The organism is Sphingomonas vulcanisoli, assembly GCF_011761305.1.
Taxonomy (GTDB): Bacteria; Pseudomonadota; Alphaproteobacteria; order Sphingomonadales; family Sphingomonadaceae; genus Sphingomonas_I; species Sphingomonas_I vulcanisoli.
In genome coordinates, this window is sequence record NZ_JAAOZC010000002.1 from 50166 (window position 1) to 62257 (window position 12092).

Annotated in this window: 21 protein-coding genes; 15 read left to right on the forward strand and 6 right to left on the reverse strand. The window is 65.5% G+C overall.

Annotated features, from left to right (window positions below):
• The first annotated feature begins 2 nt into the window (after positions 1 to 2).
• The 8 genes from FHS31_RS04220 to FHS31_RS04255 all read left to right on the forward strand — a co-directional run bounded on the left by FHS31_RS04220 (position 3) and on the right by FHS31_RS04255 (position 3833).
• Positions 3 to 647, forward strand: coding sequence for a hypothetical protein (locus FHS31_RS04220; protein ID WP_167072133.1), 645 nt, complete (start codon positions 3 to 5; stop codon positions 645 to 647).
• A gap of 12 nt (positions 648 to 659) precedes the next feature.
• The gene (locus tag FHS31_RS04225; RefSeq protein ID WP_167072134.1) at positions 660 to 1175 is read left to right on the forward strand and encodes a DUF4376 domain-containing protein; all 516 of its coding nucleotides are present in this window, start codon (positions 660 to 662) and stop codon (positions 1173 to 1175) included.
• A complete protein-coding gene (locus tag FHS31_RS04230) occupies positions 1172 to 1492 on the forward strand; it encodes a hypothetical protein (RefSeq protein WP_167072135.1) in 321 nt (106 codons plus the stop codon). Before FHS31_RS04225 ends, FHS31_RS04230 begins: the two co-directional genes overlap by 4 nt.
• Before the next feature lie 29 nt (positions 1493 to 1521).
• Positions 1522 to 1971 (forward strand): hypothetical protein, encoded by a 450-nt coding sequence (locus FHS31_RS04235; RefSeq protein WP_167072136.1) that lies wholly within the window; start codon positions 1522 to 1524, stop codon positions 1969 to 1971.
• Positions 1952 to 2137, forward strand: coding sequence for a hypothetical protein (locus FHS31_RS04240; RefSeq protein WP_167072137.1), 186 nt, complete (start codon positions 1952 to 1954; stop codon positions 2135 to 2137). The genes FHS31_RS04235 and FHS31_RS04240 overlap by 20 nt, the downstream gene beginning before the upstream one ends.
• Positions 2138 to 2202: 65 nt before the next feature.
• Positions 2203 to 2865 (forward strand): hypothetical protein, encoded by a 663-nt coding sequence (locus FHS31_RS04245; protein WP_167072138.1) that lies wholly within the window; start codon positions 2203 to 2205, stop codon positions 2863 to 2865.
• Positions 2866 to 2895: 30 nt separating this feature from the next.
• On the forward strand, positions 2896 to 3474 hold the full coding sequence (locus FHS31_RS04250) for a hypothetical protein (protein WP_167072139.1): 579 nt from the start codon (positions 2896 to 2898) through the stop codon (positions 3472 to 3474).
• Positions 3471 to 3833: a hypothetical protein gene (locus FHS31_RS04255; protein ID WP_167072140.1), complete on the forward strand. Its 363-nt coding sequence runs from the start codon at positions 3471 to 3473 to the stop codon at positions 3831 to 3833. The genes FHS31_RS04250 and FHS31_RS04255 overlap by 4 nt, the downstream gene beginning before the upstream one ends.
• Here the strand turns inward: FHS31_RS04255 and FHS31_RS04260 are convergent.
• Positions 3790 to 4167, reverse strand: coding sequence for a hypothetical protein (locus tag FHS31_RS04260; RefSeq protein ID WP_167072141.1), 378 nt, complete (start codon positions 4165 to 4167; stop codon positions 3790 to 3792). The genes FHS31_RS04255 and FHS31_RS04260 overlap by 44 nt on opposite strands.
• A 240-nt stretch (positions 4168 to 4407) precedes the next feature.
• On the opposite strand from FHS31_RS04260, the gene FHS31_RS04265 reads away from it, so the two are divergent.
• Positions 4408 to 5250, forward strand: coding sequence for a DNA adenine methylase (locus tag FHS31_RS04265; RefSeq protein WP_167072142.1), 843 nt, complete (start codon positions 4408 to 4410; stop codon positions 5248 to 5250).
• A 319-nt stretch (positions 5251 to 5569) separates the two neighbouring features.
• A complete protein-coding gene (locus FHS31_RS04270; protein ID WP_167072143.1) occupies positions 5570 to 5722 on the forward strand; it encodes a hypothetical protein in 153 nt (50 codons plus the stop codon).
• Here the strand turns inward: FHS31_RS04270 and FHS31_RS04275 are convergent.
• The 3 genes from FHS31_RS04275 to FHS31_RS04285 are packed head-to-tail and all read right to left on the reverse strand — an operon-like array spanning position 5712 to position 6476.
• On the reverse strand, positions 5712 to 5906 hold the full coding sequence (locus tag FHS31_RS04275) for a hypothetical protein (RefSeq protein WP_167072144.1): 195 nt from the start codon (positions 5904 to 5906) through the stop codon (positions 5712 to 5714). The genes FHS31_RS04270 and FHS31_RS04275 overlap by 11 nt on opposite strands.
• Before the next feature lie 55 nt (positions 5907 to 5961).
• Positions 5962 to 6252 carry a hypothetical protein gene (locus FHS31_RS04280; protein ID WP_167072145.1) on the reverse strand — a complete coding sequence of 97 codons (291 nt, stop codon included), beginning with the start codon at positions 6250 to 6252 and terminating at the stop codon, positions 5962 to 5964.
• Positions 6249 to 6476, reverse strand: a complete 228-nt coding sequence (locus tag FHS31_RS04285; RefSeq protein ID WP_167072146.1) for an Acb2/Tad1 domain-containing protein — start codon at positions 6474 to 6476, stop codon at positions 6249 to 6251. Before FHS31_RS04285 ends, FHS31_RS04280 begins: the two co-directional genes overlap by 4 nt.
• A 193-nt stretch (positions 6477 to 6669) precedes the next feature.
• Here FHS31_RS04285 and FHS31_RS04290 point away from each other — a divergent pair, with 193 nt between their 5' ends.
• Positions 6670 to 7896: a tyrosine-type recombinase/integrase gene (locus FHS31_RS04290; protein WP_167072147.1), complete on the forward strand. Its 1227-nt coding sequence runs from the start codon at positions 6670 to 6672 to the stop codon at positions 7894 to 7896.
• 254 nt (positions 7897 to 8150) lie between these two features.
• Here FHS31_RS04290 and FHS31_RS04295 read toward each other — a convergent pair whose 3' ends face one another.
• On the reverse strand, positions 8151 to 8837 hold the full coding sequence (locus FHS31_RS04295; protein WP_167072148.1) for a LexA family transcriptional regulator: 687 nt from the start codon (positions 8835 to 8837) through the stop codon (positions 8151 to 8153).
• 448 nt (positions 8838 to 9285) lie between these two features.
• On the opposite strand from FHS31_RS04295, the gene recR reads away from it, so the two are divergent.
• The 4 genes from recR (at position 9286) to def (ending at position 11589) form a co-directional block, all read left to right on the forward strand.
• Positions 9286 to 9882, forward strand: coding sequence for a recombination mediator RecR (gene recR / locus FHS31_RS04300; RefSeq protein WP_167072149.1), 597 nt, complete (start codon positions 9286 to 9288; stop codon positions 9880 to 9882).
• Between the two features lie 10 nt (positions 9883 to 9892).
• Positions 9893 to 10249, forward strand: a complete 357-nt coding sequence (locus FHS31_RS04305; RefSeq protein WP_167072150.1) for a VOC family protein — start codon at positions 9893 to 9895, stop codon at positions 10247 to 10249.
• Complete coding sequence (locus tag FHS31_RS04310) at positions 10246 to 10881, forward strand: LysE family translocator (RefSeq protein WP_208408561.1); 636 nt, start codon at positions 10246 to 10248, stop codon at positions 10879 to 10881. The genes FHS31_RS04305 and FHS31_RS04310 overlap by 4 nt, the downstream gene beginning before the upstream one ends.
• A gap of 177 nt (positions 10882 to 11058) precedes the next feature.
• Positions 11059 to 11589 (forward strand): peptide deformylase, encoded by a 531-nt coding sequence (gene def / locus FHS31_RS04315; RefSeq protein WP_167072151.1) that lies wholly within the window; start codon positions 11059 to 11061, stop codon positions 11587 to 11589.
• 107 nt (positions 11590 to 11696) lie between these two features.
• Here the strand turns inward: def and FHS31_RS04320 are convergent, their stop codons facing one another.
• Positions 11697 to 12086, reverse strand: coding sequence for a four-helix bundle copper-binding protein (locus FHS31_RS04320; protein ID WP_167072152.1), 390 nt, complete (start codon positions 12084 to 12086; stop codon positions 11697 to 11699).
• Positions 12087 to 12092: the final 6 nt, after the last annotated feature.

Below are 12092 nucleotides of genomic sequence, written 5' to 3' on the forward strand. Positions count from 1 at the left end.
ACATGCGTAAGCACATCCTTGCGCTGTTCGCGCTCCTCGGCTTGATCGGGCAACCGGTTGCAGCGGAGACCTACGTCAACGGCACGCTGGTGTACGTCTCACCCAGCAACCCAACCTACCTCTCGGGGTTGTCGTACCGCCAGCCGGGCGCGATCACGACCTTCACTGGCACCACGAACGTAGTTTATTATACGCCGCTGGTCATTTACAGCACGGTCACGATCAACGCCCTGACTGTCAGCGTCGCCACGGGTGCTGCTGGGAACGCGCGGATCGGTCTTTACTCGAATGACCCCACGCAGAACGGGCCGCTCACCAAGCTAGGCGAGGTGACAACCCCGGTCGATACGACCAACGCAGCAACCCTGACTGGAACGATGCCAGCCATCACACTGGCGCCCGGCCTGTACTGGACGGCAGTTCTTTTCAACGCGACGCCGACGATGACCTCCTTGGCAGCGTCGGATGCCGAGCAGCTCGTCCAATCTTTCATTGGAACCAACAGCGTGTCCACGCTCTTCGCTGGCTCGGCGCAAGCCACGGGTTGGACACAGCCGCAGACCTATGCGAGCGGCCTCCCTGCAACGGCAAGCTCGATATCGCGCCGCTTCAATCACTCTGCCCTCGTCGTGTTCACCGTCCAGTAAAGGAGTTCGAACATGGATGACGTCGCTCACAGTGAGAATATCCGAACCGAAGAAGATGGCTCGCGGTCCCTGATCGTCGATGGCAGCGTCGTCGCCACCGTTGCCGCCGATGCAACGCAGGCCGACCTGACAGCGGCCATTCGCGCGAACTTCCCCAGCCAGTCGCTGGCGAACCGCAAGGAGCGGATGCTGGCCGATCTCGCAGCGCTCCGCTGGACGAAGATGCAGACCTGCGCATTCGGATCGCGCTCCTCGATCGATGCCAGCGACACCACCGCCAGCCGCATCGCCGAGACCGTGGTGCTGTTGCAAGCGACCGGTCAGGGAAGCGCGACGATCCAGTGGAAGTTCGGCGTCGGCGACTTCCAGACAATGACCCTCACCGATCTTGTCGGTTACGGCGGCACGATCGCGGCGCACTGGCAACTCTGCTTCGCCAACGAAGAGACCCTCGATACGCGGATCAACGGCGCCGAAGATCATATCGCGCTGGACGATATCGACATCACGACGGGCTGGCCCGCGTGATCGCGGCTCTCGTCCGCGTCCAGCGCGGCATCCACGCTTGGCTAGTTGCGCTCGACCAGCTCGCATACGTCTCCCTTGCAATCCCGAAGTACGTTTGCCGGGGCGGCGAGGAGCCGAGCGCGCAGGAGACGATCAGCAGCAAGATCGGCCGCATGGCAATCAAGGGGCATTGCTGGGCGCTGATCGCCGAGCCGATCGTCAACCGCTTCATGGAGCTGTGGGGCGCCAGCCCTGCGGCGCCGGGGCACTGCCGCCGCGCGATCGTTGCGGCCGAGGCGATGAGCCGAGCGCGCGACGCGATCGACGATCCACGCTGACCACCAACTGATCCGGGGGGATCGCCACCATGAACAAGACCATTCCGCCTGGCCGATCAACCGGGCTGGCGCCCGAATCCGTGCCCCCTGCGACCCAGGCAATGACACTGGTCCAGCCGCAATCCTCTATCGGGGCGACGGAAGCGATCCTCGCGATCGGCGGCATAGCTGCCGCCATTCTCGCGATCGCCGCGCTCGCGGCCCTGATCCACCGTTTGATGAACCGGGACGTCAAGCGGGACATCGCCGACGTGAGGCGCGATACCGCCGACGTCGCGCAGAAGCTCGGCACCGAGCGCGGCCGCATCGATGCGCTCGAGCGGTTCCGCGAGGATGCCGGCGTCCGGATGGTGCGCCTCGAGGCGAACGACGTCGCCTTGAGGGAGACGCTCGATCGGATCGATCGCAATATCAACGACCGTTTCGACGAGGTCGTCCAGAGCATCCGCGAGGTGCGAAGTGTCGCGCCAAGGCGATGAGGCCGAGGTGCGGGCGGTGATCGCCGGGATGGACGACTTCGCCGCCGGCACGCGCGCGATCGCCGCATATGCCGCGCTCCTGAATGACATCGCCGCGTCGCACCCGCTGAAGCCACTCCGCGACGACGAGCCTGCACCGCGGCACCCGGTGATCGACCAAGTCTGAGCACACGACCCCGCAGGCCTCCGGGCCGCGCCGCTTTCGAAAAATCAAAATCGAGGGAATGATCCATGCTGACGCCTCCACAGGTGATCGCGGGCTATGTTGGCGGCTTCGAAGGTCTGCTTTCGTTGCAGCCCGCCGACAACGGCAATTATTATGATCCGGCGCGCTTCACGGCACGCTTGCCGCAGCGTCGCGGGATGGGCGTGCTGGTCGGGAGCATGCGCGGCGTCACCGCCTATGCGCTGGTCCAGTACCGCATCGCCAAGGGCGCGCCTTTGGCCGCGGCGATCAAGGTGACGCGCACCGATATGATGGCGATCACGCTGCCGATCGCCATCGACATTGGCATGACGCTCTTCTTCAACGGTCCAGGCCTCCGCTATCTCGCGTGGAATCGGGTCACCCCGTCCATCCTCGACAAATGCTGGGGCTCAGGCACCGGCTCGACGATCCGCCGCCTGCAGGCCGAGCTCGGTGCCGGCGTAGACGGCGTGATCAGCTCCGGCGGCGAGACCGTCCGGAAGTTCGCTGCCTGGCTTGCAAAGCTCGGCGAAGAAGGCGCTGCGCGCCGGTGGTGCGCGCTCCGCGAAGCCTGGGATCATGACATCGCGACCAACGAAGGTCCGCACGATCCGGACCTGATCTTTCTGCCCGGCTGGAATCGGCGCAGCGAAAGCTTCCTCCCGGGCACTCCCTGGTGGCAGCACTTCTCCGCGGCCGCGGCCTAATTTTCCCGACCCCCAACCCTGGAGTTTCCAATGACCAATATCATGCTGGCCTCGGCCGGCGCCGCAGTCGCGCGCGTCGGCAAATGGACCCTCGCCCGGCTCGCGGAAAAGTCGACCTATATCGGCCTCGCCGGTGTGGCGACGGCGCTCGACCATGGCGAGATCGCGCAGCACATGATGGCGCTCGGCAATTCCGGGCCGCTGTTGCTCGGTGCGCTCGGTGTCGTGCTGGCCGCTGCCACGACCCGCAACCCCACGGCTGTTATCGCCAGCATCCCGACCTTGGACAGCGCTGCGATCGCCGTTGCGAGCGATGCCGGCGCGCCCGTTCCTGAGCATGTCCATTCGCTCATCGAATCGGTCGAGAGGCTGGTGACAACGATGGCGGTTGCCGCGCCGGTTGTGGAGGCCGTGGAAACGAATGCTCCGGTTGCCGATGTTGCTTCGGTGATCGCCGCCGAGGTGCCCAGCGCCGCGCCGGCGGTGGAAGCCGCCGCGTCCGCACTGTCCGGCGAACTGACCGCTGCAGCACCAGCCGCCCCCGCCGCCCCGATCATCCAGACTACTATCAGCAGCTCCCCCTTTCCCGCCTTGGAGAACGGCCTGTGAAGAAGATCGCTTTCCTTCTCGCGCTCAGCGCCGCCCTCGCCGGCTGCAGCAACCCCGGCGCCGTCTCGAGCGCGAGCACGTCGCCGGCGTCGATCGCCGATAAGGCGGCGAAGATCTCGAGGGATGCCGATCTGGCCTATGATGCCGCCAACATCATCGGTGAGGGTCTCGTCATCACCGGCGTGCTCGACCAGGCCGAATGGGACGAACTGAGCACTATCGCCGCCACAGCGCGGGATGATGTCAAGAGCGCCGCCTCCGCGGTCGAGGCAGGTGCAAAGCCGCAGAGCGAGCTCGACCAAGCGCAACAGGCTCTCACGGCCGCGATTTCGGCGATCGAGATCTACCAGCAGCGGTAGGATCTCCGATCGGAGGGGCGGCCCACGGGTCGCCCCTCTTTACGCCGGCGGCTGCATCGGCGGCCATGCGCTCCTGATAATCCTCGTTGAGCCAGCGCTGATCCTGCGATGGGTCATAAGCAGCGACATGCCAGCCCGGCCCGACCTCAAAGATGTTCCAGCCGCTGCACCCTTCGGTCAGGCGACATCGGCACCGCCGATTCCAGAGCGAATAATCGCGGCCGACCTTGGCGATCAGTGCGTCCAGGTCGATCTGCTTCACCTTCCCACAGCCGCGGCAGCGCGCGAACGCAGTGAAGCCGTTGTCGACCATCTGCCCCAAGGTTCGGCGCACGCGCATTCCCGACATGCGCGCGAGAACGCATTGAGAACATGAGTCGCGCAAGGCGCGCCGTTCTCAATCCACAGATTTATTGAACACGTCCGTCGGGCCCTAGTTTTTCACCGGGGCTGGCGGGGGTTCCGGGCGGTAACCCGGAAACCGACGAGTGCGACCTCGTCACTAGCGGTGGGCCTCCCCCGCATCGCCCCACGCCCGTCGAGCGGGTGGGGCTTCCCTGGACCTCGAGCTATTATGGCGACCCTCACAAACGTAGTTTCGGAAACCTTCACGCCTGTCGCGCCCTGCCGGACGCCGGCGCCCTATCTGGGCGGCAAGCGCAATCTGCAGAAGCGGATCTGCGCGCGCCTGCGCGAGATCCCGCACCACACCTATGTCGAGCCGTGCGTCGGCATGGGCGGCATCTTCTTCAAGCGGGACTGGCGGTCGCGCTCCGAGGTGATCAACGACCTCTCCGGCGACGTGGCCAATCTCTTTCGAATTCTCCAGCGCCACTACGAGGCGATCATGGGCGAGCTTAAATGGAAGCTCACCAGCCGTGCCGACTTCGATCGGCTGCGCGACGAGGATCCGCGCAACCTGACGGACATCGAGCGCGCGGTGCGCTTCCTCTATCTCCAGCGGCTGTCGTTCGGCGGGAAGGTCCGTGGCCGAAACTTCGGCGTCGATCGGCGCACGCCGGCGCGCTTCGATGTGACCAAGCTGGCGCCGATGCTCGCCGAGATCCACGAGCGCCTGGCGCCGGTGACGATCGAGCAGCTATCCTACGACCGGGTCATCCGGAAATACGATTCCGCCGAAACGCTGTTCTACATCGATCCGCCCTACGTGAACTGCGAGCAGGATTATGGAGACGGCTTTGCTCCGGAAGACTTTTTCCGCATGGCCGACCAGCTCGCCGCGATCAGCGGAGCCTTCATGGTCTCGATCAACGATGCGCCGCTTGCCCGCAAGGCGTTCGGACGCTTCCAGATCGAGGAGGTGGACGTCACCTATACGGTCGGAACCGCGACGATCGGCGCCGGAAAGAAGGCCCGCGAGCTGATCATCAGCAACCGGCCTGCAGGGTTGGGGTAAAAGTTAGGGTATGATGCCCAATCTTGCGCCCGAAAAGCGCTGGATTGCGGGTATTTCTCGCCATGCGGTGGCGGACAACTCCTCCGCCACGCCGCGCCCTGACAGCCGATCCTTAATTCACATACCGGAGTGTGCCGTGCACGAATTCACCTATTCGCGCGTCGGCGCGAAGATTCTTCGTCGTTCTGGCTGGTACGCAGAAGCGAGTTGGATACGCTCGTGTCTGTTCATTGCCTCATCCTAGCGTGGCGGAGGTGGCCTCCGCCACGAACACATGATTTAATGTGCTCGAGCACATCGTTTAATGTGGTGGCGGCCGATGAAGTACGATCTCACTTCCTTCAATCCGGCGAAGCGGAAGCGCCTGGCGCGGCGACCGCGCACCACGCTGGCGATGCTGCGGGCGAAGGAAAAGCGCCTGAACGGCAGAATGGCCGCTTTGGCCCGCGAGGAAGCCAAGCTTAGAACGTGATGGTGGCGGAGGTCGCCTCCGCCACGGCGTTATTTCCCGAGGGCTCGCCAGCGATCAGCAGCTTGTTGAGCTTGGACCAGCTCTTTTCCATCGTGAGACGTCTGGTCCGCCACGGCGATGCCGTTCGCTCGGAGATAATCCGCGCGTTGCTGCCAATAGGCTGAGGAATCGATCGGCGGCTCATTGGTCGGCTCAGTCATCATGGCAGTATAGCGTGGCGGAGGCGCTCTCCGCCACGTTCAATCGTATTCGTCGTCCCCGGGCAGCCGGATGGCTTCGCTTCCGTTCTCGATGGCCAATAACACAGCGCGATCGATCGCGAGGTGGATGTCGGTTGTGCCGTCCTCCTGTTCCTCGTTTTCCAGCCGATCCGCGATCTCGGCCGCGAACGCATCCGCATCGAGGATCTCGGTTCCTTCGACCCAATCGTTGCCGCCCTGGGCCGCTATCATGAGCGTATCGATACCGATGCTGATCACGAGGCGGCCATCCTCGACGGCGACGGTCAGCGCCTGGTCCCGCTCGCTCATGCGACCAGGCGCTCGGGCTGCGCGATCGCGCGGACCGCGCGCATGAAGGCGCTTTCGCCATCGGTCGCGGCGATCGCCACCTGGCGCTGATCGAGCGAGGCGGCGCGCAGCCGGTCAATGAGGCCGTTCCATTTCGCCTCGAGCGCTTTGACCTCATTCATGAGGTTGATCTCGTCTTGGGATAGATCGCGGTAGCCGCTGATCTTCTTGTGCTGATTGTCCATGAACCTCCGCGCTCAAGGGTTCGGGCATAATATCCGATCCCCTGAGGAGCGCGAGTACTTCGTGGCGGATATCCTCCGCCACCTCGCTGATTATGCGCCAGCGCGCCTGAATATGCATCGGGCTTAGGTCGAACCTGCATCCCCACGATGCAAATTTGCATCGCCAGAAAGCCAGAAAGCCAGAAAGCCAGAAATGCTGACAGCAGCTCGCATTCGCGCGGCCGCGCCGAAGGCGTGTGCCTATAAGGTCTATGACACTGGACGATTGCATCTTCATGTTGCGCCGTCCGGCCGTCGTACCTGGCGCTTGGCCTTCACCTTTGGTGGCAGGGAGCAGCTGCTCACGCTCGGAACATTCCCCGAGCTCAGCCTAGCCGACGCGCGCGATCGCCGCGACGAGGCACGGCGCCAGCTCCGCGGCGGCGAGGATCCTCGCATTGCCCGAAAGCACGAGGATCTGCCGTCCAACACTTTCGAGGCGATCGCGCGGCGCTGGCACCAGGCGAAACAGGCGAGCTGGTCGCCAGCGCACGCCGGCGACGTCATCGCCAGCCTCGAAGCGCACGTCTTCCCTGCGATCGGCGCGGCCGAGCTCGCCGCCATCACCGCACCGGCAGTGCTCGAGCTGCTCCAGCGCGTCGAAGCGGGCGGCGCGATCGAGACGGCTCGCCGTGTACGCCAGAGGATCTCGGCCGTCTTTCAGCGCGCGATCGCCGAAGGCATCGCCGCGGCAGATCCAGCCGCCCTCGTCCATAAGGCGCTCGCGGATCGGCCGGACGTCCGACGCCAGGCAGCACTGACGGAGCTGGACGATGTGCGCGGGGCTTGGCGCGCGATCGCCGCGGCGCCGGCGGCCGAGATCTCGGTCCTAGCCGCGCAGTTCGTGGCCATGACCGCCGTGCGCTGCGGATCCGCGCGCGGCGCGCGCTGGGATGAGATCACGGGCGTCGATTGGGAGGATCCGCTCGTGATGTGCCCAGCTGCCGGCTGGCGCATCCCCGCAGCGCGCATGAAGCTGAAGCGATCCCGCAAAGCAGATACAGCCAACGACCATATCGTGCCGCTTTCGGCCGCGGCGGTGCAGCTGCTGCGCCGGGCCCGGTCGATCGCTGGCCGCAGCGTCTATGTTTTCCCGCGCGCCGCCGGTGCCGGCGCGCCGATCGGCGAGAACGCGATCCTCGCGGTCCATCACGCAGCCGGCCTGGCCGGCCGCCATTCCCCTCACGGCTGGCGCGCGGCGTTTGCCACCATTCTGAACGAAGCGCGGCCGGAATGGCGCGCGGCGATCGATCTCGCCCTTGCCCATGCTCCCAAGGACAAGGTGGAAGCGGCCTACAACCGCGCGACGCATATCGCGCTGAGGCGCGAGATCTACGACGAGTGGGCCCACATCCTCGCCGCCACCGCTATCGAGGCCTGACGGCACTACAATCGCCCTTCCTTGGCCGAAACAGGCGCGACAGTCGGTCGGCGCGCGCCGACCTCCGCTTGCTCTCATCGGAGAGCATTCGTCGGCGTAGCCGACGCCCCGCTGAACAGCAGCGCTCGCAGATCGCCCTGCGCAAGGCGCGCAACAACCGTGGGATGGACCACAAACCGGCGCGCCGCTGCGCGCAGCATGGGTTTGGCAGAGCTACCTAGTGCGGCTCCTTTTATTTTTACTTCTCGCGGTCATCAGACCTGCCGTTCAACGGGTTCGGGCGTGGCTCTCAAGGGCGAGGTCCGTGTCGCGCGTCGAAGGCGGCGCATCAGCCGCTCGGCAGCGTGGCGCTCGGCCTTGGCGGCGATGTGCTCCGGCAAAAGGGCGGCGGCGATGCTGCGAGGAATCCCCGGCCGGCGACCGAAGCGCCTCGTCAGATATTTGCTGACGCGCCACGCCAGCGCCTTGGGCATGGTGAACCGATAGAGGTTGCTGGTCTGCACGCGATCGGGGCCGGCCCCATCACCAGCGACCGTGCGGCGCAGCCATTCTATAAAACCGCAATCGCGCAGGGCCCTCAGGGTATCCTCGACGCAACTGCGCGATATCCGGACCGCTTCGGCGATCTGCTCGCGCGAGGGGCAGCACATGCCCCCATTCCTCCGCGCCTCGCTGTAGAGGTAGCGTAGCACGGCCACGCCGTTCGTGCGGATCGCCCCGCACCTTTTCCCCTTCATCTTCGTGTCGCGCGCATAGCGCTCGACCTCAATCAGCATCGGCCCCAGCTCGTCCTTGTCGACGTCGTGCTGGAAGGATGCGCACCGCTCGTCGTCGACGTCGTAGCTGTTGGCCCACACCGGGATCTGCGTGGGTGGGCGATCGCCCTTAGATATGATCGCGCCGAAGCTACGGCCGGTCATCGGAATGGCGATCGTCGTCATCGCGCACCTCCGGCGGGTGCGGCTGGGAAAAGGGCGCTGTGCGCTGGACGCAGGAAAGCGCGCCCGGAAACGAGCGTTGAGAAGGGCATTACGGCCTCCGCGGCCTTGCGGCCGTGTCAGGGTCGATGGACGCACGAAATCGCCGGCTGAAACGCCATGTTCAGCCGCCGACAGTGCTGATGAAATTGTCAGGGGGTTAGACGCGCCTCAGGGCGGCGCACGCGCGCGCATCCCCGCTCGGCTAAAGTGCCGGCGGGAGGTCAGACGTTAAAGGAGTTCACCGCCGTCGAGGGTGATTGATGGTAGCTGTCCTCCGCTACCAACAGCGATGTCATGCTGAACCTGTTCGGCATCCACCGTGCCACCCGCAAGGGCGGTGCGGACGGGTCGGTTGATCCTGAAACAAGTTCAGGATGACGGGTCCGGCGATCCTCCCTATCTGTTCCGCATGGCTTCTCCCGAGATCGACGCGCTGACGCAGGCACTTGCCCGCCTGCCCGGGCTCGGGCCGCGATCGGCGCGGCGCGCGGTGCTGCACCTTCTCAAGAAGCGTGAGGGCGCGATGGCACCGCTGCTGCGCGCGCTGGAAGCGGTGAACGACAGGCTGGCGACCTGCTCGACCTGCGGCAATGTCGATACCAGCGACCCCTGCGCGATCTGCGCGGACACGCGGCGCGATGGGCGGATGCTGTGCGTGGTGGAGGAGGTGGCGGACCTGTGGGCGCTCGATCGCACGCGGCTGTTTCCGGGGCGCTTCCATGTCCTCGGCGGACGGCTGTCGGCGCTGGAGGGGGTGCGGCCCGAGGATCTGGCGATCGACAGCTTGGTGGCGCGGATTGCGCACGGCGGGATCGACGAGGTGGTGCTGGCGATGAACGCCACCCTCGAAGGGCAGACCACCGCCCATTATCTCGCCGAGCGGATCGAGCATTTCCCGGTGCGTGTCACCCAGCTTGCGCATGGGCTCCCCGTCGGCGGCGAATTGGACTATCTCGACGAGGGCACGCTCGCGCAGGCGCTACGGGCGCGGCGACCGGTGGCATGAGGGGATCGATATGGGCGTGACGGGAATCGGCGGGCTCTTCTTTCGCGCGAAAGATCCCAAGGCCCTGGGCGCCTGGTATCTCGAGCATCTCGGCGTCGGCGGCCCTTGTGGTATGTGGGAGACGCAGGCGGGGACCACGGTCTTCCAGCCATTCAAGGCCGATACCGACTATTTTCCGGCCGATCGCCAGTGGATGCTCAACCTGCGCGTCGACGATCGCGATGCGATCAAGGCGTGCCTGGAGGCGGCGGGAATCGAGGTCAAAACCGATCCCGAATGGGATCAGCCCGGCGTCGGCAAGTTCGCGCGGATCCACGATCCCGAGGGTAACCCGATCGAGCTGTGGGAGCCCGACGCGGGCGAATGACCACGATCGGCCATCAGCTCTTCGTCCTGGCGACGATCGCGCTCGTCTATCTGATGGCGGTGGCGAGCCCCGGGCCCAATTTCTTCCTGGCGACGCGGCTGGCCCTCGCCGGGCAGCGGCGGCTGGGGCTGCGCGTGGCGCTCGGGATTGCCAGCGGGTCGGCGATCTGGGCGACGCTGAGCATGGTCGGCGTGGCGACGATCCTCGGCAACGCCACCTGGCTGCAGCTCGGCATCCGCATCTTCGCCGCCGCCTATCTGCTGTGGTTCGGGTTCAAGCTGATCCGCAGCGCGCTGATCGGCACGACCGGCTCCAGCCCTGTCGATCGGCTGCCGACCAGCGGCAAGGACGCCTATATCGCGGGCATCACCACCTGCCTGACCAACCCCAAGGCGGCGGCGTTTTGGACGAGCATCTTCGGCGCGATGTTCCCGGTGCATGCGCCGCTGTGGATGTATCCGGCGGTGGTGGGCATCGTCTTCACAATCTGCGGCGGCTGGTACGTCGGCGTCGCCTGCCTGCTTTCGACCGAGCGCGTGCAGCGCCGCTATTTCCGCATCCAGCGGCCGGTGGACGGCGTGCTGGGCGCAATATTGATCGGTTTCAGCGCGCATCTGGCGTTTTCTGGGTAGCGATCCAGCCTCCGCTGGAGCGCGGCGCGCCCGCCCCCCCCCCCCCCCCCCCACCACCCACATATATTGTTTTTGGGGTGGGGGGGGGGGGGCGGGGCCCGGCGCCGCCATCCGCGTGAGCGGATCAACAAACGCGCTCCGCTTGAAGTTACGGCCTTCGCGTCATAATTCAGCGTTATGGCCATCCGCCCGATCCTCGAAGCGCCCGATCCGCGGCTGCGCGTCATTTCCACGCCGGTCGAAACGGTGGATGACTCGGTGCGCGCGCTGATCGCCGATATGTTCGAGACGATGTACGATGCGCCCGGCATCGGCCTCGCCGCAGTGCAGGTCGGGGTGCCCAAGCGCATCCTGGTGATCGATCTGATGGAGGATGGCCCGGACGGGGAGCGGATCAGCGAGCCGCGCGTGTTCATCAATCCCGAGCTTTCCGATCCGCACGAAGAGCTGAACGTCTACAATGAGGGCTGCCTATCGGTGCCCGAGCAATATGCCGATGTCGAACGCCCCAAGGCGATCCAGGCGCGGTGGCTCGACGAAAATGGCGTGCAGCATGACGAGCGCATCGAAGGCATGCTCGCCACCTGCCTGCAGCACGAGATGGACCACCTTGAGGGCATTCTCTTCATCGATCACCTCTCCAAGTTGAAGCGCAACATGGTGCTGAAGAAGCTCGAGAAAGCGAAGCGGCTGCGCAGGGCGGCATGAATCCCCCTCCCTGGAAGGGAGGGGTTAGGGGTGGGTGGATCAGAAGCCGATGCCTCAAGAGTAAGCGACCCACCCCCAGCCCCTCCCTTCCAGGGAGGGGAGCTGCCTCAGTGCAACGTCGCCAGCGCCTCGCGGCAGTCGGCGGCGCACTCCCGGCACATCGTCGCGCACAGCCGGCAATGTTCGTGATCATGCTTGTCGCACTCCGCCGCGCAGAGCGCGCAGGCATCGATGCAGGCGGTGAGCATCGCGCGGACCATCGCATCATCGTCGCCCGTCAGCCGCATCGCCAGCTTGGCCGCCGCGGTGCACACGTCGGCGCAATCCAAGCAGGTGCGGATGCACTGGCGCATGTCCATGCTCTCCGCCGAGCAGGCGTCCGCGCAGCTCGTGCAGAAGAGCGCGCAATACATCGCATGCTTGGCGGCGGTGGCGAGCGGTTCGTTGACGTGGCCGGCGCTGTTGGGGTGCAGCGCGATCATCTTGCGGACGGACATACTCTC

Coding starts and splice junctions, on each gene's coding strand:
- FHS31_RS04220 (WP_167072133.1), top strand. CDS start 3: ATGCGTAAGCACATCCTTGCGCTGTTCGCGCTCCTCGGCTTGATCGGG.
- FHS31_RS04225 (WP_167072134.1), top strand. CDS start 660: ATGGATGACGTCGCTCACAGTGAGAATATCCGAACCGAAGAAGATGGC.
- FHS31_RS04235 (WP_167072136.1), top strand. CDS start 1,522: ATGAACAAGACCATTCCGCCTGGCCGATCAACCGGGCTGGCGCCCGAA.
- FHS31_RS04245 (WP_167072138.1), top strand. CDS start 2,203: ATGCTGACGCCTCCACAGGTGATCGCGGGCTATGTTGGCGGCTTCGAA.
- FHS31_RS04250 (WP_167072139.1), top strand. CDS start 2,896: ATGACCAATATCATGCTGGCCTCGGCCGGCGCCGCAGTCGCGCGCGTC.
- FHS31_RS04265 (WP_167072142.1), top strand. CDS start 4,408: ATGGCGACCCTCACAAACGTAGTTTCGGAAACCTTCACGCCTGTCGCG.
- FHS31_RS04270 (WP_167072143.1), top strand. CDS start 5,570: ATGAAGTACGATCTCACTTCCTTCAATCCGGCGAAGCGGAAGCGCCTG.
- FHS31_RS04275 (WP_167072144.1), bottom strand. CDS start 5,906: ATGAGCCGCCGATCGATTCCTCAGCCTATTGGCAGCAACGCGCGGATT.
- FHS31_RS04280 (WP_167072145.1), bottom strand. CDS start 6,252: ATGAGCGAGCGGGACCAGGCGCTGACCGTCGCCGTCGAGGATGGCCGC.
- FHS31_RS04285 (WP_167072146.1), bottom strand. CDS start 6,476: ATGGACAATCAGCACAAGAAGATCAGCGGCTACCGCGATCTATCCCAA.
- FHS31_RS04290 (WP_167072147.1), top strand. CDS start 6,670: ATGCTGACAGCAGCTCGCATTCGCGCGGCCGCGCCGAAGGCGTGTGCC.
- FHS31_RS04295 (WP_167072148.1), bottom strand. CDS start 8,837: ATGACGACGATCGCCATTCCGATGACCGGCCGTAGCTTCGGCGCGATC.
- recR (WP_167072149.1), top strand. CDS start 9,286: ATGGCTTCTCCCGAGATCGACGCGCTGACGCAGGCACTTGCCCGCCTG.
- FHS31_RS04305 (WP_167072150.1), top strand. CDS start 9,893: ATGGGCGTGACGGGAATCGGCGGGCTCTTCTTTCGCGCGAAAGATCCC.
- FHS31_RS04310 (WP_208408561.1), top strand. CDS start 10,246: ATGACCACGATCGGCCATCAGCTCTTCGTCCTGGCGACGATCGCGCTC.
- def (WP_167072151.1), top strand. CDS start 11,059: ATGGCCATCCGCCCGATCCTCGAAGCGCCCGATCCGCGGCTGCGCGTC.
- FHS31_RS04320 (WP_167072152.1), bottom strand. CDS start 12,086: ATGTCCGTCCGCAAGATGATCGCGCTGCACCCCAACAGCGCCGGCCAC.